This is a genomic window from Pseudomonas sp. GW823-FHT06E10, from assembly GCF_058794995.1.
This window is the reverse complement of record NZ_JBXAHJ010000009.1, coordinates 119,585-140,889: the sequence shown is the minus strand read 5'-3', so window position 1 is coordinate 140,889 and position 21,305 is coordinate 119,585. Positions and strand designations below refer to the sequence as shown.

Sequence of the window (21,305 nt, the reverse complement as noted above, 5' to 3'; positions counted from 1 at the left end):
TCATGAAGATTAATTCTTGTGCGATAGGCCTCGTAGCCATCGCTTTGGCGGGGTCGGCGGTGGCTGATGAGAGCTTTACCACAGCCGACCTGGGCGGCAAGCTCACGGCGTTTGGTTCGATTGTCGATGGCAACGCGGCGGGCACTATTCCGGCTTACGACGGTGGTCTGAAAGTCCCTGCCGGTATGGTGCCTGGCGATGGGACCTGGCCGAACCCGTTTGCCAATGAAAAGCCACGCTTGCGCATTACCGCAAGCAACGCGGACCAGTACGCTGAGCAGATGACGGCCGGGCAGATGAAGTTGCTCAAAAAGTACCCCGACACTTATTACCTTGAGGTGTACCCCACCCACCGGACCGCTACCTTTCCAGCAAACTTCCTGGCAGCTACCCAGCGCAACGCCACCCGCAAAGACTGCAAAACCGAGAACGATGGCCTGTCGATCAGCGAAGCGTGCCGTGGCGGCCTGCCTTTCCCGCTGCCGCGCGATGGCCGCGAGGTGATGTGGAACTACATCCTCAACTATCAGGGCGTGAATGGCTGGGACTGGAACCACAGTGCCTATGTGGTCAATGAGGGCCACATCACGCTGACCAACACCAACCGTTCCACCGGCGAAAAACCTTTCTATCAAATGGATGTGCCAGGGCGTGATCCGAAAATCGCCCAGCGTATCTGGTCGCACGTCGTCGCGCCGGCCCGTACGGCCGGGCAGGCATCCGGGTATTGGGATTACCTCGACCCGGTCACCGACTCCCGCTACGCCTGGAGCTACAGCACCGGCCAGCGGCGTGTACGCAAGGCTCCGGAGTTCAACTACGACACACCTAACTCGGCGTTCGGCGGGGTAGCGTTCTACGACGAAATCTTCCTGTTCTCCGGGAAGATGGACCGCTTTGACTGGAAGTTGGTGGGCAAGAAGGAAATGCTGATTCCCTACAGCAACTACACGCTGAAATGGGGTTGTGACATGGAGAAAAAACTCATGCCCAACCACATCAATCCGGCCTGTGAACGCTGGGAGCTGCACCGTGTCTGGGTGGTAGAAGCCACGCGCAAGGACGGCGTGCGCCACGCGCAGAAAAAACGCCGCTACTACATCGACGAAGACACCTTCGGCGCGGCTGTCTACGACGCCTGGGACGACAGTGGCGCGCTGTTCCGTACCGGCTCGCAGTACAACATCGAGGCCTACGGCATCCCCAACAATCCGCAACAGGACTCCTACTCGCTGTACGACTTTACCCGTGATCAGTACGGCATGTTCGGTAATGGCCCTACACGCTACCGCCAGGAGCCGGTCGCCGAGCGTGAAGCCAACCCGCAGACCATCGCTGGTGGTCAAACCCGCTGACATCGTGCGCCCTTTTCGGCGTTCACCTCGGACGCCGATTTTTTTCTTCGTTCCCGAGACCTGTTTATGAGCGAGATTCTGAAACGCCTGGACGGCAAAGTCTGCGTGATCACTGGCGCGGGCAGCGGCATTGGCCGCGCTTCGGCACTGCGTTTTGCCAGGGAAGGCGCCACCGTGGTGGTTACCGATCTTTTCGCCGAATCGGCGCAGGCCGTGGCGGCCGAGATCGGCGTCAATGCCCTGGTATTGCAAGTGGATGTCGGCCAGGAAGACGCCCTGCGGGAGATGGTTGAACAGACCGTCCGGACCTTCGGCCGTATCGACGTGCTGTTCAATAATGCGGTGTACCGCAACCCGGCCACCACCCGCGATATCGACTTCATCAACTTCAACACCGAGCTGTTCCACAACTGCATGCGGGTCAATGTGTTGGGCGGAGTGTTGGCGTGCAAATACGCCTTGCCGCACATGCTCGCCCAGGGCAGCGGCTCGATTCTGTTCACCTCGTCCACCAGCTCGATTGCTGGCGAAATCTCCCAGTTCAGCTACGGCGCCTCCAAGGCCGCGCTCAATTGGTACGTGCAAACCATTGCCGCGACCTTTGGTAAACGCGGCATTCGTTGCAACGGCATTTTGCCGGGGGTGATTCGCACACCGGCCATGGAAAGCTGGGCCAACGAGGCCATGAAAAGCGCTTTTCTCGACCTGCAAAACGTACCGCAGCTGGGCGAGCCGGAAGACATCGCCGCCATGGCCGCATTTCTTGCCAGCGACGACGCCGCCTATGTCAACGGCACTTTGATGCGCGTAGACGGCGGTATGAGTTGTGGTACGCCGATGGTGCCGGTGGTGCGCAATTTCCTGCTGCCCCAAGCCTCGATCTGATCCCGATCAATTCACTGCACTGGAGCCCGTTTCATGGCACTCGAACAGGAACGCTTCATCCTCGACATGCTGGCCGCCTGGGGCGATGGCAGCGACGGCAGGCGCCCGGATATCGAACGCATCATGGCCACTTTTGCCGACGACGCTGTCTGGCAACTTTGGGTCCCCGGTGGTCCGGTGATCCGTGGTCGTGACGCGCTGCGCAAGGAGATAGAGCGGCAGATGAGTTATGTCACGCATAACCACTGCAACACGCGCCACATCGTCTCTTCCGAGCGAGTGGTAATGACCGAACGTGAGGATTACTGCGTAAACAACGGTGTGCCCATGCCGCACTCGATGGTGGCGGTCTATGAGCTGGACGAGCATGGCCTTATCTGTGCCTGGCGCGAATATCTGGACACCGCCGACCTGGCGAAGAAAAAGGGCGTGCCGCTGGAGCTTGTGGGCGGGCCGAACGCTGGTGTTGTCAGCAGCCATTGATAGCAGCGCTGGACATCAGCGCCTGGAGGAGACACCTATGCCAACAACAAGTGCGACCTGTGATCCGGTCGAAGAAAAACTGCGGGCCTTTGTCGAAGGGCTGCTGGGTGGGAAGGTCACGGCCATGCAGCGTCTGCTGCGCTGGCGCCCGGCCTGGAACCTTGAGCTGCAACGCGATGGCGAAACCCTTCAGTTGCATATTCGGGGCGAGCGCGGTGGGGATGTCAGTCCATTCCCGGATCTGCGTCGGGAGGCGGATATTCTCTCCCTGCTCGGTCAGCAAGGCGTGCCCGTACCGCATATCTACGGCTTTTGCGAAGACCCGCAAGCCATCCTGATGCAGTTGGTGCCGGGTAGCCGTGACGTCAGTACGGCGAAGAGCGATGCCGAACGTCACGGGGTTGCACGCCAATGGGTCGATGCCATGGCGCGTATGCACCAATTGCCGTTGCAACCCTTTATCGATCAGGGTATCAGCCTGCCCAAAAGTGCCGAGGAAATTACACTGGCAGGTCTGGAAGCCTATTACCCGTTGTATGCGCGTAATAAAACCAAGCCTCAGCCTCTGGCCGAATTCGCCCTCGGTTGGCTGCGGCGCAATGTGCCACAGCACCGAACCCGTCCTGCTTTCGTTCAGTACGATTCGGGGCAGTTTCTGTTCGAGAACGGACAGGTACATGGCCTCTACGATTTTGAGTTCGCCATGATCGGTGATCCTCTGGCCGACCTGGCTTCGGCGCGCATGCGCGACAACTACGAACCGCTCGGAGACAGTTTTGCGGCCTTGTATCGCTACTATCAACAAGTGACCGGTGAACCGGCGGAGCCTGATGTGGTGCGTTACCACACCGCGCTCTTCGCCACGGTCAGCACCATGCAGTTCTCGGCGTCGGTGGCCACGCCACAACCGGGTGACCCGCATGACACCTACACCGAATTTGATATCGCCCTGCGCCGGGTGGTGGTGCATGCGCTGGCCGAGGCCATGGGTGTTCCCCTGCAAAAACCGAATCTGGACATTGTCGGCACAGGACCCAATGCACAGCTGCTGACCATGCTGACCGATGCCTTGGCCCAAGTTGAGGTTGGCAGCGATTTCCAGAAAACCAAACTGCGCGCAGTAAGCAAACTTGTGGAATACCTGGGCCGTGGCGATGCCATGGAGTTGCACTTGCGCAAGCTGGAGCAACAGGACGCGCAAGCGCTGCTGGACCGCACCTTCAGTGACTACAGCGAGATCGATGCAGCGCTGGAAGCCTTTGTCAAAAGCGCCGGGCCGGAATACGACGAACCCTTGCTGCACCTGTTCATGGCGCAAATCGAGCGGCGCGTCCTGGTCTATGGCAGCACCGCCATTGGCGCCTCCGCCAGCCACATCGACCTGCCGCCAGTCGCCTGATGCGATGAAGCCTTCTTCGCCCGGTGGCTGGCCGCCGGGCCTTTGTTCTCGGAGTGTTTATGTCTGTTGCTAATAACGCCTTCAAACATCGGTATGGCCCGTGGGCAGTGATCGCGGGTGCCTCGCATGGGGTGGGCGCCGCATTTGCCCATGCACTCGCCGAGCGTGGCCTTAACTGTGTGCTGGTGGCGCGCCGTGGCGAAGCCCTGGCGCTGTTGAAAAATGATCTGGAGCAACGTTACGACGTTGAGGTGTTGCTGCTCATCCAGGACCTGTCCCATCCCGATGCCTGTGAGCAATTGCTGGCGGCCGTTGGTAAGCGGCAAGTCGGCCTGTTTATCTACAACGCCGGGGGCGACCCCTACATCACGCGTTTTCTCGATACTTCGGTCGACGACTGGGGCGCCTTGCTGCGCCTCAACTGCCTGACTGTGATGCAATGCAGCCATGCCTTCGGTGCCGCAATGCTGGAACGCGGGCGAGGTGGATTGCTGCTGGTGGGGTCCCAAGCCGCGTTGGGCGGGATTCGAAAACTGGCGATGTACACCGCCACCAAAGGATTTGCGCTGAACCTCGGCGAGTCGTTATGGGCGGAGTGGAAAGATCGTGGTGTGGATGTGCTTAACCTGGTCATCGGTACCGTGGACACCCCAACCATGCGCGATGCCATGGTCAAACTGAACATCCCCGACGCCCTCACAATGACGCTGCCCAAGGCTGAAGACCTGGCGCTATTGGCGCTTCAGGAACTGGGCAATGGCCCGACGCTGATACACCCCGAAGACACCCGCGAACCGCTTGCCAATGCACCTGGCCCGGCACGCCGTGCACAGGTGTTGAGCCAGAGCACGCAAGCGGCTGTGTTTATCGGCAACGACTGAGGTCTAACACGATGAAAGGCTTTGATAACGCAGAATTCAAACGCGGTTGGAGGGTGCTGATTCTGGCACTTGTGGGTGTCGCCACCAGTTCCAGTTCGTTGCTGCTGTACAGCTTCAGCTCCCTGGTAATTCCCCTGGAACAGGCCATGGGCTGGGGCAGGGCGGAGTTACAAGCGGCGATCACCGCACTGTCTCTGGGCACCATTGTCGCGTCGCAATTGGCCGGCTGGCTCAATTTGCGATATGGCCTGCGCCTGATCACGTTGCTGTCACTGTTGGCGTTGTCCGTGAGCGTCTTCCTCCTGACCTGTATCGGTGGCTCGATCTGGACTCTCTACCTGGGTTTTTTCCTGGTGCCGCTGGCCGGGCTGGGTACGTTGCAGGTGACCTGGTCACACTTGGTCAACCTGTGGTTTGAGGAAAACCGAGGCCTGGCGTTGGCGATCATCCTCAGCGGCTCCGGGCTCGCGGCCATCATGCTGCCGCTGATCACCGCCTGGGCGATCGGCCGCTGGAATTGGCAGGCGGGTTTTATCGCATTGGGCGTGTTGCCGGTGCTGCTGGCATTGCCTTTGGCATTGCGCTGGTTAATGCCGACCGCTGTCGTCAGCCACAGCACAGCACCACTTGCGGTCACCGGCGAACGGTCCGGCGGGTTGCTGTTGCGCGAGGCGCTGCGTTCGTGGCGGTTCTGGGTGTGCAACCTGTCGATGACATTGGTGGTGTCCTGCGTGGTGGGCATGGTCACCAATATCGTGCCATTGTTGCAGGATCGAGGCCTGAGCGCCCTGCAGGCCAGCCAGGTTTTCAGCAGCTTTGGCGTATCTCTGATTCTCGGCCGGTTGCTGGTGGGATATCTGATTGACCGGTTGTGGGCCCCCGGTGTCGCCTCTTTGGCGCTGCTGATGCCGGCATTTGCCTGCGGCATTTTTGTATATGGCGACTCCAGCATTGCCCTGTACACCCTCGCCACATTGCTGGTGGGCGTTGGTGCGGGGGCCGAATTCGATATCGCGGCATTCCTGATCGCCCGCTACTTCGGCATGCGCGACTACGGTCGCTTGTTCGGTGCCCATCTGGGCCTGATTACCGCCGGTGCCGCGATCTCGCCATTGCTGTTTGCGGGGCTGTTCAAGCTGACCGGTGGCTACTCGGCCATGCTGTTGTTCAGTTTTATCTGCTTTGTCGTCGGCCCCTTGCTTCTCCTGACGCTGGGTGGGTATCCGCGTTATCAGGCCGAGTCATTGGCGACCCGCTAGCAGAATTTCAAGCTAAACATATGGACAAATAATTGAATTGTGTTCAACTACCGCTCTAAGTGCAGCCTTAAAATAAAACAGACAAGGAGAATGCCATGCGTGCAGCAATTATTTCCGAGCGCAATGCGCTGCCGGTCGTCGAGGAGTTTCGTGAGCCGAAGCCGCAAGACGGCGCGGTACTGATCGATGTCGATACCGCTGGCCTGGGGGGCTGGGATGTACTCGGCGCCTACCGTCTCGGTGTGGAATACCCCTGTGTCATTCGCGGCGAAGGCGTAGGCCGTGCGCCGGATGGCCGTCGGGTGTATTTCGGGGAACGCTCGGTGCTGCCATTTGGTGCCTGGGCAGAGCGCACCCTGGTGCCGCAAGCAGAAGTGTGGAATGTGCCGGACGATGTCGACGATAAAACCGCAATCAGCATGGGCATTGCGGCTACCGGTGCCATCGTTCCACTGGAAAAAGCCGAGATCCAGAAGGGTGAAAAAGTCCTGATTTTGGGCGCGACCGGGACGCTCGGCCAGATCGCCTTGCAACTGGCGCGCGGTATGGGGGCGGGCAAGGTGATCGGTGCTGCGCGCTCGGGCGAAGCATTGGGCCGTCTGAAGTCGCGGGGTCTTGCCGATGAGGTGGTGACACTAGGCGGTAGCGATGATGTCGCAGCACTCAAGGACGCGGCCGATGGTGGCTTTGACGTGGTGCTGGACCTGGTGTGCGGTCAACCCATGTTGACGTCTCTGAAAGCCACCAATTGGGGCGCCCGTATCGTGACCATTGGCACGGGGGCCGGGCGCCAGCTCAATCTGGATATTGCCGATCTATTGTTCCGCAACCTGTCGTGCATCGGCACCGGCCAGCGCCCGCCAGCAGACCGTGAGCAAATCTGGCTGCGTCTGCTGAAGATCGCCAAAGAGCAGCAGATCCAGGTGGATTACCTTGACTTCACCCTGGATCAGGCAGCTGAAGCCTGGGCCGCGCAGGTCGATGGGCCACACGCAAAAATCACTGCCACGATTCGTCGTTGAAACCCCTGTCGCTAAAAGGTGCCCTTGTCCGGGTGCCTTTTAGCGCTGGCGCTGATGGCGAAACTCTTCGGGTGTAAGGCCGAGTTCTTTGCGGAATGCGGCACTGAAGGCTGCGGCATTGTTGAAGCCGGCCTGATAGGCAACCTGTTTTATCAGTAACCGTGGGTCGGCCAACAGCGCCATGGCTTTTCGCAGGCGATGTTGCGCTGCGTATTGGCGCAAGGTCATGCCCGTCGTGTTTTTGCAGCGACTGGACAGCGTTCGCAACGGCAGCTCGCAGGCCTGTGCCAAGTGGCGTAGCGAGTGGCCTTCGTCGCTCGTGGTATCGAGCAGTTCACGCAGGATGTTGAATTGGCGAGGGCTGAGTTTTTCAGTGTCGGGTGAGGGAACGACGGCATCGACGGGAGCGTCGATAAACTCACGGCGCAGGTCCAGGGCAATGCTGGTTAGCAGGCACTCGGTTTGCAGTTCGCTGGCGAAACCGGGATTGCTCACCTCTTCGGCCAGGCGTTGCAGGGACGCGTGCAGGTAGCCGCTCTGCAGGTCAAGCATGGCTTCGCTGACGTTCTCCTTCCAGTTCCAGCGATAACTGCCCAGGGCGCCGAGGGCGGAGGGATCAAACAGGCACACCAGGGCCTTTTGCTTGCAGGCATCGTGGCGTAGATGGAATTCGGTGCCATGGGGAATGAACAGCAGTTTGCCCAAGGGCTGGAATTGACGCGCGCCGTGGCTGGGGAAACTGCCGCAGTTAGGCTTGCTCTGATCACTGGCAGGCAGCATCAGGCGTATCAGGCAACTGTTGCCGGTTTCAATCAGGGCCGTGCCGGAGCACGACCATTGCGCCTGTTCAACGCGCAGATCGAAGCCTTGTTTGGCCAGTGAAGCTTCGGTCAGAAAATTGCCTGACGCTTCACAGTCGTACTCGCTGTAGTGGATCGCGTTCATTTTTCAACCTTCAGCCATTTTTATTGTTGGTGCTGAAATTCGAAGGGTGGCGTTACGGCAAAGCAGCTACCCGGTCTCGAGTGTAGCGAGGCTGTGGACCTGGCTGTTTCATATATTCAGACCGTAGGTATCAGAAAATCAGATGACAAAGGGCAGAGATATTTCAATGCGCCAGCTGCGCTATTTTGTCGCCGCCGCGGACGCCGGACAGTTTTCCCAAGCGGCGCTGAAGGCACATGTATCGCAGTCGGCGATCACTGCGGCCGTGTTGCATCTGGAACAGTCCATGGGCGTCAGCCTGTTCGACCGCCTGCCCCATGGCGTGTCACTGACCGCTGAAGGCAACAAGTTTTCCCAGCATGCGCGGCACATCCTCGACACCCTGCAGGACGCTCTCAGTGAACCGCTGTTTCTAGGCCATGCCATGCAAGGCACCGTACGTGTGGGCGCCTCTTACACGGTGCTGGGCTATTTTTTGCCTGCGCTGCTGGCGCGCTTCAAACGTAGCTACCCTCAGGTTGAGATCGACCTGATCGACATGGACCGTCACAGCATTGAGGAAGCCCTGAGCAATGGCGATCTCGACCTGGGCCTGACGATAGTCTCCAACACACCAAACCTGCAGGGATTCGCTCACCAGGTGCTGATTCGTTCTCGCCGCCAACTCTGGTTGGCCAGTCAGCACCCTTTGATGTCCGCCACCTCGATCAATCTCGAAGACGTCGCCGAGCACCCCTATATCCTCGCCACGGTCGATGAGGGGGAGGCTTCGACTTCGCGCTACTGGGAATCCCGTGGACTGGCGCCCAAGGTGGCTTTTCGCACCTCATCCATGGAGGCATTGCGCGGGTTGGTGGGTCATGGTTTCGGCGTGACCATTCTCTCGGACATGGTCTACCGGGCCTGGTCCCTGGAGGGCAAGAAAATTGAGATCCGCCCGCTGGTAGACGTGATTCCCCCCATGGAGCTCGGACTTATCTGGCTGCCAGATACCCGTTTGTCAGCATCGGCCCAGGCATTCCGGCAGTTTTTGATCATGGCCTGCGCTTCGTAGCTTTGAAGCTGGCGCGCAGCGTTGACTGGCTATTTGCCGGAGTCGAGTGAGGAGGGGATCGTAAATCGCGAAAACTGTGCAGTGGTATTGGATATTCAGATACTGCAACACAGGTGGTTTTTTTTGCGTCTTCGCAGAGGACAGAATTCAGGGGTGGTATCGCAATTTCAATTCGCTGCTTGCTTGATATCTCCGCAGAAAATATCGACGTTGCCATCGGCCGGCGTGGTTGTCACAACCACTGAGTACCCGGTGGAAAACAGTTCTGACATGGCGACAGGCGCGCTTCGTGAATAGGTCCAGCCACCGATATCTGAAATACGGCTGGTGTTGATCCGGTCATTCATTGTGTAGGCAACGGGCCCGGGTTGTTTGCAGCTGCCTTTATGGATGGACGTATAGAGGTTCAAGGGACTGAGGGTTCCGCTTGGAACCCCGCCGATGATGAAGGTAAAGGCGGTCTCATTGCCTTGGTTGGCCAATGTCGTATTGGCAATCTCGCCGGTGTTCTGTGGCGTAGCAAGCAAAGGAATGGTCACTGTCTGGTTTGATGAATGCGTACAGCCGAGCATCATCACAGTGGCCATCAGAGCCGCCGATTGATTTCTCAAATTCATGATAAATCTCCTGTGCTCCGAAAAAGTAGTACGGGAGATTTTGGTATAGCTCATTGAGCACTGTCTTGTGCGGGATGCAGACAGGGGCGGTGCCATTTTGCCGGGTGTATTGGGGGGCGACCCGCATCGTGACGCCGCTACTGCCGAGCGTTGTTGGCCGGCGGCCAGGTACCGTTGTTCATCAGGCTGTCGAAGGTCTCGGTCATTTCTTGCGCCGAGTTCGGATAGTCGTGGCGTACCCACCACAGCCACAGCCCGATCAAGGCCCCCACGAAACAGCGTACCGCCGCTTCGCCACGCATGTGCTCCACCTGGTACAAACCCTGTTTTCGGTAGTGTTCCCGCACCTGGATGATCAGGATATTTTCCAGATGGGCAAGAATCACGCTCTGGCCGGGACCGCTGAAAAATGACGTCGTCAGTGCCGCATGACGTTCGGTAGCGCTGAACAGCCAGGCTGACACGTCCAGCAGGACACGACGGTCGCCACCTACCTCGGTGACCTTGGTTGAGGGCATGCCAATGGCTTCATACCCGGCAACGATCAGGTCTTCCTTGTCGCGAAAGTGCGCGTAGAAGGTGGAGCGGGCAACCCCCGTACTGTCCAGCAATTGCTGCACAGTGACCCCGTCATAGCCCTTTTCCAGGGCCAGGCGATACATGTGGTCCAGCAGCAATTCCCGGGTGCGTTGAGAACGCAACGCGTGGCGTTGTCCGGAGTGGCTTTTATCGACTGTTTGCACGCAAGCGAAGTGAGACATTCTGTACCTCGGCAGAGCTTTTTTTATTAGTGTCTTGGCGCCGGACGTGAGGTTGTCCGGCGGTGATCGGTCAACAGTGACAGAGGGTTTTTCATACCGGCAAGATGAGTTTTAGAACATTTTCATCGAAAGTGTTAATGAATTCCCTGTATGCCGAACAGATTCGCGGTTCTGTTCGTTGTGGCTTTTGCCCTCCGGCCTTACCGTTTCTCCAGTCCGTCAGAGACCCTGGAGAACAATAATGAACTACCCCGCTGAAGCGTCTACGCCGGTTCCCGCGCATATCCCCATGCACCTGGTACGTGACTTTGACCTGTGGGCGGAGCTCACCACCCAAGGCGAAAACGCCTATGCCTGGGCGGCCGCACTGCACCAGACGACCCCGCCGATTTTCTGGATTCCGCGCCTGGGCTTTTTGCCGGGAACCTGGGTACCTCGGCGCGCCGAGGACCTGCGACGCATTCTGCAAGACCCACAAACCTTCAGCAGCGTCGGCCTAACACCCTATGCGATGTTGCTCGGTGAAAGCTGGCGCCTGGCGCCACTGGAAATCGACCCACCCGAACACGTCAAGTACCGCGCACTGCTCAACCCGCTGTTCACGCCGAAAAAGGTCGAGGCGCTGGAGCAGGATATCCGCCTATTGGCCAATCAGTTGATTGACGAAGTGGTCGCCCAAGGCCGCTGCGATTTCAACGAAGCGTTCGCCAAACCTTTTCCCACCTTGATTTTCCTGACCCTCATGGGCTGGCCGCTGGATGACCGGCCGCTGTTCCAGCACTGGACCCAGACGCTGATCAAAAGCTTCGACATGCAAACGGTCACCGACAACGCGCGGGCCATTACCACCTGGATTCGCAACCACATCGCTGAGCGTCGCGCCAACCCCGGCGATGACTTCACCAGCTATTTGCTGACCAGCGAGATCGATGGCCGGCCGCTGACCGACGATGAAATGCTCGGCATCAACTTCCTGATCTTCATCGCCGGCCTGGACACCGTGACCTCCTGCCTGGGCCTGTTTTTCCGCCATTTGGCGCGCAGCCCAGAGCAACAGGCGCAACTGCGGGCCAATCCTGAATTGATCGGCGACGCGGTAGAAGAACTGCTGCGCTCGTACTCCATCGTCAACATGCGCCGCACGGTCACCTGCGACGTGCAGATCGGCGAAGTCATGATGAAGAAGGGCGACATGGTGTTGATCAGCACCGAACTGGCCAACCTTGATCCTGAAGTGTTCGACGAGGCCGACAAAGTCGACTTCCAGCGTAGCGCCGGTGCATCGCCGCACATGGCGTTTTCCTATGGCGTGCACCGTTGCGTCGGCTCGCACCTGGCACGCCGGGAATTGCGTATCGCCATGGAGCTGTGGCTGCAACGGCTGCCAGCTTTTCGTATCGCCGACAACAGCACGCCCAGGTTCAACGCCTTCGGCGTGTTCGGCATGGAAGACCTGCACTTGCAGTGGGACCTGCCTGCTGCAACGGCCAATACCTCGAACAAACAGGCGGCCAGCGCATGAAGGTGCTGATCAACAAACCCGGCTGCGTGGGTCATGCCCGCTGCAACAACGTTGCGCCCGCGCTCTATCCACTCGATGACAACGGATACATCGCCAGCACTGGCTTCAACGTGCCGGCAGGGCAGGAGAGCCTCGCTCAGCGGGGTGCCCGGGCTTGTCCGGAACGGAACATCGAGATCCGCGATACATCCGCCGAATCCCGGTAAAGGCTGCCTTGGGGCTGCGGCGTTCGAAGGTTTACAGCCACCAGTAAAAGAAGAACAACAATGAGCAAAACTTACGACTACATCATCATTGGTGCGGGGTCATCGGGCTGTGTGTTGGCCAATCGATTGTCGGCAGACTCGACCGTTTCAGTACTGCTGATCGAGAGCGGCCCGGATCACACCAGCGCATTGATCGCCATGCCCCGTGGCATCGGCAAACTGCTTAACCCCGGCAACCCCCATGTGTGGAGCTACAAGGCCAAGCGCGGCGAGGGCATGAGCGACGAGCAGTGGTTAAAGGGCAAGACAATTGGCGGCTCCAGCTCGGTTAACGGCATGGTCTATGTGCGGGGGGCGCCAGCCGACTACGACAACTGGGAAGCACAAGGCTGCACGGGTTGGGGCTGGAAAGACATGGGCCGGCAGTTCGTTGCCCTGGAAGACCACCAACTGGGCAAGAGCCAATGGCGCGGTGTCGGTGGCCCACTCAAGGTCACCGTACACCCCTCTGGCGATGCTCTGTGCGATGCGGTCATCAGCGCTGCCGGCAAGCTTGGCGTGGCGCGCGCAGAGGACACCAATCATGTCGACTCGGTCAGCCAGGGTGGCTTTGGCTACCAACCGCAAACCACCTGGAAGGGCCAGCGTTTCAGTGCAGCCAAAGCCTTCCTCGACCCGGTTCGCACACGACCGAACCTGACGGTAATGACCGGCACCGACGTGCAACGCATCGAGTTCAGCAAACGCCGCGCCTGTGCCGTGAACGTCAGTGGCCGTGCGGGCCTGGCCCGCTTCCAGGTGCGTCGCGAGGTGTTGTTGTGCGCCGGAGCTATCGAGTCGCCCAAGCTGTTGCAACTGTCCGGTATCGGTCCGGCCGGGCTGTTGAACGCTCTGGGCATCAAGGTATTGCAAGACGCACCCGAGGTGGGCCGCAACCTGCGTGAGCACGTGTACATGGCCATGCAGTATCGGGTCACCCGTGGCAGTTTCAACCATTGCTTCCATGGGGTGGGTTTGCTGGGCGCGGTGATGCAGTACTTTCTGCGCAAGAAAGGGCCGATGACCCATGCTGCCCATGAGGCCGGCGGCTTTATCAAGACCCGCCCGGAGCTGGATCGTCCGGATGCGCAAATCGGCGTCAGCCTTTACTCCATGGACGGCGATGGCAACAAGGTCGAAATCGACAAGCACCCCGGCCTGACCATTGGCGGCTATTTCCTGCGCCCACAGAGCCAGGGAGAGGTGCGTATTCAATCGACGGATGCGTCGGTACCGCCGCGGATCAACGCCAACTACTTGAGTGCCGAGATCGATCGCACCTCGGCGATTGCCTTGTTTCGCTGGTTCCGCCGTCTCGCCGCTCAGCCGGTCCTCAAGCCGTTCATCGTCGGTGAACTGACACCGGGGCCGCAGGTGGAAAGTGACGAGCAAATTCTTGCCGCGTTCCGCCGGTATGGCCAGACCGCCTTCCACGTCTCCGGCACCTGCCGCATGGGGGGCGATAGCGCCTCAGTACTCGACCCTCAACTGCGCGTACGTGGCGTCGAGGGCCTGCGAGTGGTCGACACCTCGGTGATGCCGTGCCTGGTTTCCGGCAACACCAACGCCCCGGCCATGGCCATTGCCATGCGCGCCGCTGAACTTATCACCGGTAAGATCTCAGGAGCTCCAGCACCATGAGTGTTCCCTTTACCCAGTTGGACAAGCTGTACATCGATGGCGCGTGGGTGGGTGTCGACGGCCCGCGCGAAGCCGTGCTCAACCCGGCCACTGAAGCTGTGATTGGTCATGCGCCGACAGGTGATCTGCACAGCGCCGATGCTGCCATTACCGCTGCACGTAACGCTTTTGACAACGGTCCCTGGCCGTGGCTGAGCATGACCGAGCGTGCCGGTTATCTGCGGCGCATGCATGCCGCGCTGGTGGCAAAGCGTGAGCAGATCGCTGCGTTGATCATCGCTGAGGTCGGTTGCTCGCAAGGCGTGACCTACGCCATGCAGGTGGATATGCCACTCGGTCATGTGCTGACCGCTATCGAACAGTCGCTGCACAGCGACAGCGTTCAGATTCCGGTGCAGGCCAATCCCAATCCATTCAACCCGACGGGGCCGATGATTCTCGGCAGCGGCACGGTAGAACGTGAGGCCATTGGCGTGGTGGCCGGTATCACGGGCTACAACTTTCCGTTTCTGCTGAACCTCGCCAAGGTATTTCCGGCCTTGCTGGCCGGCAACACCCTGGTTCTCAAACCTTCGCCATTTACCCCGTACTCGGCATTGCTGTTCGGTAAGATCGCCGAAGAGGTCGGCTTGCCCAAGGGCGTGCTCAACATTGTCACCGGCGGTATTGATGTCGGCAGCCTGTTGAGCAGCGATCCACGGGTGGACATGGTCACGTTCACAGGTTCCGAAGCGGTGGGGGTCAGCATCATGAGCCAGGCGGCGCCGACCCTGAAGCGCGTGCACCTTGAACTGGGCGGAAAGTCGGCCTTGATCGTGCGTGCCGACGCCGACATTCAGGCCACCGCCCTGGGTGCCGTCGCCGGTCTGGCGGTCAATGCGGGACAGGGTTGTGCGTTGCTGACGCGTTTTGTGGTGCACCACTCGGTACGCGAGCAATTTGTGCAGTGCGCCAAAGCCATTGCAGGGCAATGGAAAGTCGGCGACCCAGCGGACCCAAGCGTGATGATGGGGCCGCTGATTCGAGCGTCGCAGCGCGCCAAGGTCGAGCATTTCATTGCCAGTGGCCGCGATGCGGGGGCCACGCTGGTGTGTGGCGGTGGGCGACCTGCGCATCTGCGCCAAGGGTTCTTTAGCGACATCACCCTGTTTGATGACGTGCGCAACGACATGCTCATCGCCCAGGAGGAAATCTTCGGCCCGGTGGGGGTAGTCATCGGCTTCGACAGCGACGACGAGGCCGTGGCCATCGCCAACGATTCGCGCTTTGGCCTCAACGGCGCCGTGGCCTCGGCCGATGCCGCAACGGCCTACGCCCTAGCCCGGCGCATTCGTGCGGGCAGCGTGTACCTCAATGGCGGCAGCGGCAGCCTGCCTTATGCACCGATCGGAGGCTTCAAGCGATCAGGTCTGGGCCGCGAGTTCGGACCCAACTGGCTCAAAGAGTTCACCCAGGAAAAATCCATCATCTACCCCATCGGGCACTAGCCAGAGCGTCCTGCAACCGGGACGCAGACGGAACGACTGACAATAAAAACAAAAGGTGGTTTGCATGAAACACATGAGTAAAAAGGGGCGCATGCGAGCCCAGCGGGCGATGGTACTGCTGGCAGTGGGGGAATTGGCGTTCGGCTACGGTGGAACGGCGATGGCGGTGCCCATCGAACTGACCAACCCGGACTTTCATCTGCGTTGGGATAATACCGCGCGCTACACCCTGGGGATGCGTACGGAGGGGCAGGACCGGCGCATCATGAACAACCCCAACTACGATGAATCGGACGGTAAGTTCGACAAGAACGACATCGTCACCAACCGTCTCGACCTGCTGACTGAAGTCGACTTTTCCTACAAAAAGGATTGGGGCGCGCGACTCAGTGCCGCCGGCTGGTATGACCAGGCGTATCACAACGATGATGTGCACAGTAACGTCCCTGGCTTCCAGACCAGCTACTACAACGACCGCTACAGCTCGGAAGTGAAACGCTACGTCGAAGGTCCGTCGGGGGAAATACTCGACGCCTTTGTCTGGAAGAACCTGCGCCTGGGCGATGCCACAGTCAACGTCAAGGTCGGCCGCCATACCAACTATTGGGGGGAGGGCTTGCTGTTTGGTGCCCATGCGATTTCCTACTCGCAAGCGCCGCTCGATGGTGCCAAGGCGGTGACCAGTCCGGGTATCGAAACCAAGGAAGTGTTCTTGCCCATCGGGCAGATATCCGCCAAGGCCCAGGCTACCGACAACCTGACCCTGGCCGCGCAGTATTTCTATGAGTGGGACTACACGCGCATTCCCTACGGCGGTACCTACTTCGGCGCGGCGGACCCGTTTTTCGAGGGGCCGGATCGCTTGCCGGTAGCGCCAGGTTTCTCCCTGAACCGGGAGCGATCCAAATACGGCCGTGACTCGGCCAACTGGGGGGTAATGGCCAAGTACGATGTCGAGGCGATTCAATCGACGTTGGGTGCGTACTATCGCCAGTTCGATGATTACCAACCCTGGCTGGCGCCAGAAGTCTCGGCCGCCACCGCAAGTTATCGGCTGGTGTACCCACGGGGCGTCAAACTCGTCGGCCTGAGTCTTTCCACAGTGCTCGACACCGTGTCGGTAGGCAGCGAGATCTCTTATCGTCAGAACGGTGCGTTGAACGCGGTGGGTGTCGATCCCACTGACAACGAAGGGCCACGTGGCGATACCTACCACTTTGTCGTCAACGCCGTGTACGGCGTGCCGCGAAACTTTATCTCCAAGAACGCCACGCTGGTGGGCGAGTTCGCCTATAGCCATTTGCGCAAAGTGACCGAGCACGAAGAGCTTTACCTGGGTGAAAACAACAACAATTGCGTTGACCCACGCGTTGGCACACCCGGTTCAGGGGACAAGGAGGACGGCTGTTCGACACGCGATTACGCCGCCATTGCCGTCAACTACACGCCGCAATACCTGTCGATATTCCCGTCCTGGGACATGTCCGTACCGCTGACCGTCAATTATGGCTTGTCAGGGAACGCTGCCAGCGCCGGCGGTGGTAACGAAGGCGCACTGACCTGGTCTGCCGGTGTGCAAATGACTTATGCGCAGCGTTACGAATTCGGCCTGCGTTACTCCGACACCGATGCCCAGTCGAAAAACATTCCCGGTGACACCGTCGGTGGTAACGGCGCCGTGGGCGGAACTGACCGAGGCTGGCTGGCCTTTACCTTCAAAACCTCCATCTAAATACGCCAAGAATCGGAGTACCTGTTTATGAAAGGACAATTTGCATGGGCAGTGGCGCTGTTGAGCATCGCCACCTGCAGTCAGGCTGCGGCACCAGCCGACCAGGTTGCGCAAATCGGTAAAACCCTGACGCCGTTTGGCGCGATTATCGCGGGTAATGCTGATGGAAGCATTCCCCCATACACCGGTGGCCTGAGACAGAGCCCGCCCGACTTCAAGCCAGACAGCGGGTTCTGGGCCGACCCGTTCAAGGATGAAAAACCGCTGTTGCGTATCAACGCCAAAAACATGGAGCAATACGCCGACCGGTTGAGCGGCGGGCAAAAAATGCTGCTCAACAAATTCCCCGACTACTACCTGGATGTCTACCCGAGCCACCGCACCGCGGCGTACCCGCAAGCGATACTCGACGCCTCCACGCGCAACGCGAGCAATTGCCACACCACCAAGGACAGTCTGGCCGTCGACCCGGCATGCCGTGGTGGATTGCCGTTCCCGCTACCGCAGAACGGCAACGAGGTCATCTGGAACCAGGTACTGCGCTACAAGGGCACGGGGTACACCACCACTGCGTCGTCCAACAGTTGGGTGGTGGATTCCCGGGGTTCGGTGACCAAGACCGCGGAGTCCGCCACCATGGAGGAGGCCCCGTACTACCAGGTCCAACAGGCTGATCGAGATCCGCAGTTGTACTACCGCGCCTGGGCGGCGGACAGCTACCCGGCTCGTAGCGCCGGGCAACTGATCATCCTCGCCGACTACCTCGACCCGCAAGTCCAGCCGCGCCGCGCGTGGAGCTACACCCCAGGCATGCGCCGCATCAAGCTGGCACCGGAATTCTCCTATGACACGCCGGTACCCAACCAGGGCGGGGTGAATCTGTTCGACGAGTTGCAGATGTTCTCCGGAAGCCAGGACCGCTTCGATTACAAGCTGGTCGGCCGCAAGGAAATGTACATTCCCTACAACGCCTACAAGTTCTACTTCAGCTGCGGTCAGGAAGAGCAATTCCAGCCACACCACGCCAATCCGGCCTGCGAGCGCTGGGAGCTGCACAGGGTGTGGGTAGTGGAAGCGACACTGAAACCGGGCAAACGCCACGTCTACAGCAAGCGCACCTATTACCTTGACGAAGACACCTTTGGTGCCGGTTTGTATGACGCCTGGGACCAGGGCGGGGTGCTGTACCGCGCGCTGTTCCAGAGCGGCGTTCAGTTGTACGACAAAAACCTTCCGTACACAGTGAAAAACGTCAGTTATGACTTCAACAAGGGCATGTGGTCGTTGCTCAACGACGGCCTCAAGGGCGGCTACCGGGTACACGACGCACCGCTGTCGGAGCGCGACATGAAACCTGAATCGATTGTTTCCCAGGAAACGCAACGCTGATTGCATCGAATGGACACGCATTTGCGGCCTGAGAGGGCCGCTTTTTTTGCTGGATTCTTTTGGCGTACATATCCATTTGAGGCGGCCTGACAGCCGACCCCTGTAGGAGCGAGCCTGCTCGCGATGGACGTCAACGATAACGCGCCCTGTCTGGATGAACGCGTTGTCTGGGCCTCCATCGCGAGCATGTTCGCTCCTACAGGTTCTTCCAATCGGCAAAAGCCCGTTCCACACAAGGCACACCCCAAAAACCTTCTCTAACTTCAATAATAAATGAACACATATAGAAAAAGTGTCTATATTATTGGCGGTGTAGTTATCCCTCAAACCGGTCCGAACGCCCTGTCAAATGAGGCGTTCGACCTGCTGGCTTATTACAACAAGGAGAATGCCATGCTGATTGATGTCCACGCCCACTTGCTGACTGAGGGCATGCTGAACCGCCACGAGTTCTGGGGGCCGTTCATGAAGGTGCAGGGGCTGACCGTGGGGCATTTTTCCCTCGGTACCAAGCAACCGGCCAAAGCCGCTACTGACGCTGAGGCGCAGGCCAACCTCCTCGCGCGCATGACCCACGCCAGCCGGCGTAAGCTGATGGCCGAACGGGGTGTCGACAAGCTGGTGATGTCCACACCGTCCCACTGTTTCATGTATTGGGCAGGTGATTTCGCCAACGAATACGCGCGCCTGTGCAACGACGAACTGTCGGCATTTTGCCGGGCCGATCCCGACCACTTCGATTTCTGGTGCCACGCCAACCTGGCGGACCCACTGAACGCGGCCAAAGAAATCGAACGCGCCGTGACTCAGTTAGGGGCCAGGGGCGTGTGCGTAGGCGGGGCCAATTTCAATGGCCTGGAAGCTCACGATGAGCGCCTGTTCCCTGTTTGGGAAAAGCTCGTACAGCTGGATGTGCCGATCATGGTGCACGGCTTCAACCAGTCGATCTACTGGGGCGAAAAACACACTGACGACAAGTTCGAAACCACCTCGATCGTGGGCGATTGCGTCGATGAAACGTTGTTCTTCTGGTACCTGATCTGCGGCGGCGCGCTGGATGTTTTCCCGACCCTGAAAACCTACATCACCCATGCCGGTGGCATGGCGGTTTTCCAGTTGGGGCGCTTGAGCGAGCTCAATCGGGCGATGGCACCTGACTCGCGCAACCAGCGACCGTTGATGGATTACATGCAGAATTTCTATTTCGACCTCGACGTGCATGCGCCCGGCTTGCGTCGTGGTGTCGCCGAGGTGGTTGGGGCGGAGCGTCTGTTGTACGGCACCAACTTTGGTGGCGCCTATGACCATGGCGACTTGACCGAGGGACTGGGTTTGTCCGCTCAAGACCGTGAACGGATTCGTAGCGGTAACGCGATCGAACTCCTCAAGCTGAAGGTTGCGACCAACGCTGGCCGGGTACTGACGCCGTGACGGACAGCCTGTTGGACATGGCCGTCGGGCGGCCATACCCGCAGCGCAGCGGGCGATTGCCTCGGCAACTGAGTGAGATCAGCGCAGCCTGGCTCACGCAGCTATTGCAGCCGCGTTATCCAGGCAGCGAGGTCCTGGCGTTGACGGCGTTGGAGGTCCGTAACGGGCACACCACCAAATTGCGCGCCAGGCTTGAGTTGAACGAGGTCGGACAGCGCGCGGGTATTCCTGCGCATGTGTGCCTGAAGTCGAATTGGTCCGAAGGTTTCGAGAGCGGCGACATCTGTGAGTTGGAAGCGCGCCTGTATCATCTGGCGCGCGGCTGGACCGATGCGCCATTGCCAAGCACCTTTTTCACCGACTGGGACGCCGATGGTGGCGGTCGAGGCGTGGTTATGATGGAAGACCTCGGTCTGGCTGCCGGGCAATTTGGTCATAGCACCGATCACCTTGGCGTGGACGGTGTTGCTCAGGGGCTCGAGTCACTGGCGACGGTGCATGCTGCTACCTGGAACAGTCCGCAGTTGCAGGAGCAGCGCTGGTTGCCGGTGTCGATGGCCAACCCGGTGGACAGTGACGGTCTGCTGCGCATGTACAACTACATCAAGGTCAATCTGCGTAAACCCGAGTACCAGCAGCTGCTGCCGAAATGGATGTACGAGTCACCGGAGTTGTTTAGCCATGCCTTCGATGAATTGGCAGCTTTTGAACTGGAGCAGACTTCACCCTGTTGTTTGATCCATGGTGACTCCCATCAGGGTAATAGTTTCTTGCGCAGTGACGGTCAACGTATCTGGCTGGATTGGCAACTGGCCCGACGTGGCCGGCCATGGCGCGATGTCGCCTATTTCATGCTCGGCGCGTTGACCGTGGAGGAGCGCCGCGCCGAAGCGCTGCGTTTGCTGCGTGTTTACCGTGAAAAACTGATTAGCCTGGGAGCCGAAGGCGTGCTGGGTCAGGAGGCGGCCTGGGAACAAGTACGGCGTTGGCCGGTCTGGGGGATGCAGACCTGGATGTCGAACATGGATGATTGGGGGCAGGCCGGACTGCCAATGGTGGAGCGGTTTTTCGCCGCCGCAGAAGATTTTGATACTGTGCGCTTGTTAACCCACGGCCGTAAGCCACGCCGCACACCGATATTGGGACAGGGCGCAAGGCCGTTGACGCAAGCGTATCAACATTTATTGGAGAGTTGAG

General features: G+C 59.4%; 19 protein-coding genes. 16 read left to right on the top strand and 3 right to left on the bottom strand.

Annotated elements, in window-relative coordinates; genetic code table 11:
* Window positions 1-2: 2 nt before the first annotated feature.
* From AC1Q6Y_RS16550 to AC1Q6Y_RS16520, 7 genes are all read left to right on the top strand, one after another.
* Window positions 3-1,355 (top strand): DUF1329 domain-containing protein, encoded by a 1,353-nt coding sequence (locus AC1Q6Y_RS16550; protein WP_057715135.1) that lies wholly within the window; start codon window positions 3-5, stop codon window positions 1,353-1,355.
* Between the two features lie 66 nt (window positions 1,356-1,421).
* Window positions 1,422-2,240, top strand: a complete 819-nt coding sequence (locus AC1Q6Y_RS16545) for an SDR family NAD(P)-dependent oxidoreductase (protein WP_079246759.1) — start codon at window positions 1,422-1,424, stop codon at window positions 2,238-2,240.
* 33 nt (window positions 2,241-2,273) lie between these two features.
* Window positions 2,274-2,723, top strand: coding sequence for a nuclear transport factor 2 family protein (locus AC1Q6Y_RS16540; RefSeq protein ID WP_057715134.1), 450 nt, complete (start codon window positions 2,274-2,276; stop codon window positions 2,721-2,723).
* Between the two features lie 37 nt (window positions 2,724-2,760).
* Entirely contained in the window at window positions 2,761-4,122 is a 1,362-nt protein-coding gene (locus tag AC1Q6Y_RS16535; RefSeq protein WP_057715133.1) for a phosphotransferase family protein, read from the top strand.
* Between the two features lie 59 nt (window positions 4,123-4,181).
* On the top strand, window positions 4,182-5,003 hold the full coding sequence (locus AC1Q6Y_RS16530; protein WP_057715132.1) for an SDR family NAD(P)-dependent oxidoreductase: 822 nt from the start codon (window positions 4,182-4,184) through the stop codon (window positions 5,001-5,003).
* 11 nt (window positions 5,004-5,014) lie between these two features.
* Window positions 5,015-6,262 carry an MFS transporter gene (locus AC1Q6Y_RS16525; protein WP_057715131.1) on the top strand — a complete coding sequence of 416 codons (1,248 nt, stop codon included), beginning with the start codon at window positions 5,015-5,017 and terminating at the stop codon, window positions 6,260-6,262.
* Window positions 6,263-6,357: 95 nt separating this feature from the next.
* Entirely contained in the window at window positions 6,358-7,284 is a 927-nt protein-coding gene (locus AC1Q6Y_RS16520; protein WP_057715130.1) for a quinone oxidoreductase family protein, read from the top strand.
* Between the two features lie 39 nt (window positions 7,285-7,323).
* Here the strand turns inward: AC1Q6Y_RS16520 and AC1Q6Y_RS16515 are convergent, their stop codons facing one another.
* Window positions 7,324-8,229, bottom strand: a complete 906-nt coding sequence (locus AC1Q6Y_RS16515; protein WP_057715129.1) for a helix-turn-helix domain-containing protein — start codon at window positions 8,227-8,229, stop codon at window positions 7,324-7,326.
* A 142-nt stretch (window positions 8,230-8,371) separates the two neighbouring features.
* On the opposite strand from AC1Q6Y_RS16515, the gene AC1Q6Y_RS16510 reads away from it, so the two are divergent.
* Window positions 8,372-9,283 carry a LysR family transcriptional regulator gene (locus AC1Q6Y_RS16510; RefSeq protein ID WP_057715128.1) on the top strand — a complete coding sequence of 304 codons (912 nt, stop codon included), beginning with the start codon at window positions 8,372-8,374 and terminating at the stop codon, window positions 9,281-9,283.
* Between the two features lie 167 nt (window positions 9,284-9,450).
* Here the strand turns inward: AC1Q6Y_RS16510 and AC1Q6Y_RS16505 are convergent, their stop codons facing one another.
* Both AC1Q6Y_RS16505 and AC1Q6Y_RS16500 read right to left on the bottom strand, forming a co-directional pair.
* On the bottom strand, window positions 9,451-9,900 hold the full coding sequence (locus tag AC1Q6Y_RS16505) for a hypothetical protein (RefSeq protein WP_020798247.1): 450 nt from the start codon (window positions 9,898-9,900) through the stop codon (window positions 9,451-9,453).
* Between the two features lie 137 nt (window positions 9,901-10,037).
* A complete protein-coding gene (locus AC1Q6Y_RS16500) occupies window positions 10,038-10,661 on the bottom strand; it encodes a TetR/AcrR family transcriptional regulator (protein WP_057715127.1) in 624 nt (207 codons plus the stop codon).
* Window positions 10,662-10,902: 241 nt separating this feature from the next.
* Between AC1Q6Y_RS16500 and AC1Q6Y_RS16495 the strand changes: the two genes are divergently transcribed.
* The 8 genes from AC1Q6Y_RS16495 (at window position 10,903) to AC1Q6Y_RS16460 (ending at window position 21,304) form a co-directional block, all read left to right on the top strand.
* On the top strand, window positions 10,903-12,183 hold the full coding sequence (locus tag AC1Q6Y_RS16495) for a cytochrome P450 (protein WP_057715126.1): 1,281 nt from the start codon (window positions 10,903-10,905) through the stop codon (window positions 12,181-12,183).
* Window positions 12,180-12,389 (top strand): ferredoxin, encoded by a 210-nt coding sequence (locus AC1Q6Y_RS16490; RefSeq protein WP_057715125.1) that lies wholly within the window; start codon window positions 12,180-12,182, stop codon window positions 12,387-12,389. The genes AC1Q6Y_RS16495 and AC1Q6Y_RS16490 overlap by 4 nt, the downstream gene beginning before the upstream one ends.
* A 60-nt stretch (window positions 12,390-12,449) precedes the next feature.
* The gene (locus AC1Q6Y_RS16485) at window positions 12,450-14,069 is read left to right on the top strand and encodes a GMC family oxidoreductase (RefSeq protein ID WP_057715124.1); all 1,620 of its coding nucleotides are present in this window, start codon (window positions 12,450-12,452) and stop codon (window positions 14,067-14,069) included.
* Window positions 14,066-15,556: an aldehyde dehydrogenase family protein gene (locus tag AC1Q6Y_RS16480; protein ID WP_057715123.1), complete on the top strand. Its 1,491-nt coding sequence runs from the start codon at window positions 14,066-14,068 to the stop codon at window positions 15,554-15,556. Before AC1Q6Y_RS16485 ends, AC1Q6Y_RS16480 begins: the two co-directional genes overlap by 4 nt.
* A gap of 64 nt (window positions 15,557-15,620) precedes the next feature.
* Window positions 15,621-17,288 (top strand): DUF1302 domain-containing protein, encoded by a 1,668-nt coding sequence (locus AC1Q6Y_RS16475; protein WP_057715122.1) that lies wholly within the window; start codon window positions 15,621-15,623, stop codon window positions 17,286-17,288.
* A gap of 27 nt (window positions 17,289-17,315) precedes the next feature.
* Window positions 17,316-18,677, top strand: coding sequence for a DUF1329 domain-containing protein (locus tag AC1Q6Y_RS16470; protein ID WP_057715121.1), 1,362 nt, complete (start codon window positions 17,316-17,318; stop codon window positions 18,675-18,677).
* Between the two features lie 393 nt (window positions 18,678-19,070).
* On the top strand, window positions 19,071-20,108 hold the full coding sequence (locus AC1Q6Y_RS16465; RefSeq protein WP_057715120.1) for an amidohydrolase family protein: 1,038 nt from the start codon (window positions 19,071-19,073) through the stop codon (window positions 20,106-20,108).
* Window positions 20,105-21,304, top strand: a complete 1,200-nt coding sequence (locus tag AC1Q6Y_RS16460; protein ID WP_057715119.1) for a phosphotransferase — start codon at window positions 20,105-20,107, stop codon at window positions 21,302-21,304. The genes AC1Q6Y_RS16465 and AC1Q6Y_RS16460 overlap by 4 nt, the downstream gene beginning before the upstream one ends.
* Window position 21,305 lies beyond the last annotated feature (1 nt).

Bases quoted from the DNA above. Each gene is read 5' to 3' on its own strand.
- AC1Q6Y_RS16550 (WP_057715135.1), top strand. From the start codon at position 3: ATGAAGATTAATTCTTGTGCGATAGGCCTCGTAGCCATCGCTTTGGCG.
- AC1Q6Y_RS16545 (WP_079246759.1), top strand. From the start codon at position 1,422: ATGAGCGAGATTCTGAAACGCCTGGACGGCAAAGTCTGCGTGATCACT.
- AC1Q6Y_RS16540 (WP_057715134.1), top strand. From the start codon at position 2,274: ATGGCACTCGAACAGGAACGCTTCATCCTCGACATGCTGGCCGCCTGG.
- AC1Q6Y_RS16535 (WP_057715133.1), top strand. From the start codon at position 2,761: ATGCCAACAACAAGTGCGACCTGTGATCCGGTCGAAGAAAAACTGCGG.
- AC1Q6Y_RS16530 (WP_057715132.1), top strand. From the start codon at position 4,182: ATGTCTGTTGCTAATAACGCCTTCAAACATCGGTATGGCCCGTGGGCA.
- AC1Q6Y_RS16525 (WP_057715131.1), top strand. From the start codon at position 5,015: ATGAAAGGCTTTGATAACGCAGAATTCAAACGCGGTTGGAGGGTGCTG.
- AC1Q6Y_RS16520 (WP_057715130.1), top strand. From the start codon at position 6,358: ATGCGTGCAGCAATTATTTCCGAGCGCAATGCGCTGCCGGTCGTCGAG.
- AC1Q6Y_RS16515 (WP_057715129.1), bottom strand. From the start codon at position 8,229: ATGAACGCGATCCACTACAGCGAGTACGACTGTGAAGCGTCAGGCAAT.
- AC1Q6Y_RS16510 (WP_057715128.1), top strand. From the start codon at position 8,372: ATGACAAAGGGCAGAGATATTTCAATGCGCCAGCTGCGCTATTTTGTC.
- AC1Q6Y_RS16505 (WP_020798247.1), bottom strand. From the start codon at position 9,900: ATGAATTTGAGAAATCAATCGGCGGCTCTGATGGCCACTGTGATGATG.
- AC1Q6Y_RS16500 (WP_057715127.1), bottom strand. From the start codon at position 10,661: ATGTCTCACTTCGCTTGCGTGCAAACAGTCGATAAAAGCCACTCCGGA.
- AC1Q6Y_RS16495 (WP_057715126.1), top strand. From the start codon at position 10,903: ATGAACTACCCCGCTGAAGCGTCTACGCCGGTTCCCGCGCATATCCCC.
- AC1Q6Y_RS16490 (WP_057715125.1), top strand. From the start codon at position 12,180: ATGAAGGTGCTGATCAACAAACCCGGCTGCGTGGGTCATGCCCGCTGC.
- AC1Q6Y_RS16485 (WP_057715124.1), top strand. From the start codon at position 12,450: ATGAGCAAAACTTACGACTACATCATCATTGGTGCGGGGTCATCGGGC.
- AC1Q6Y_RS16480 (WP_057715123.1), top strand. From the start codon at position 14,066: ATGAGTGTTCCCTTTACCCAGTTGGACAAGCTGTACATCGATGGCGCG.
- AC1Q6Y_RS16475 (WP_057715122.1), top strand. From the start codon at position 15,621: ATGAAACACATGAGTAAAAAGGGGCGCATGCGAGCCCAGCGGGCGATG.
- AC1Q6Y_RS16470 (WP_057715121.1), top strand. From the start codon at position 17,316: ATGAAAGGACAATTTGCATGGGCAGTGGCGCTGTTGAGCATCGCCACC.
- AC1Q6Y_RS16465 (WP_057715120.1), top strand. From the start codon at position 19,071: ATGCTGATTGATGTCCACGCCCACTTGCTGACTGAGGGCATGCTGAAC.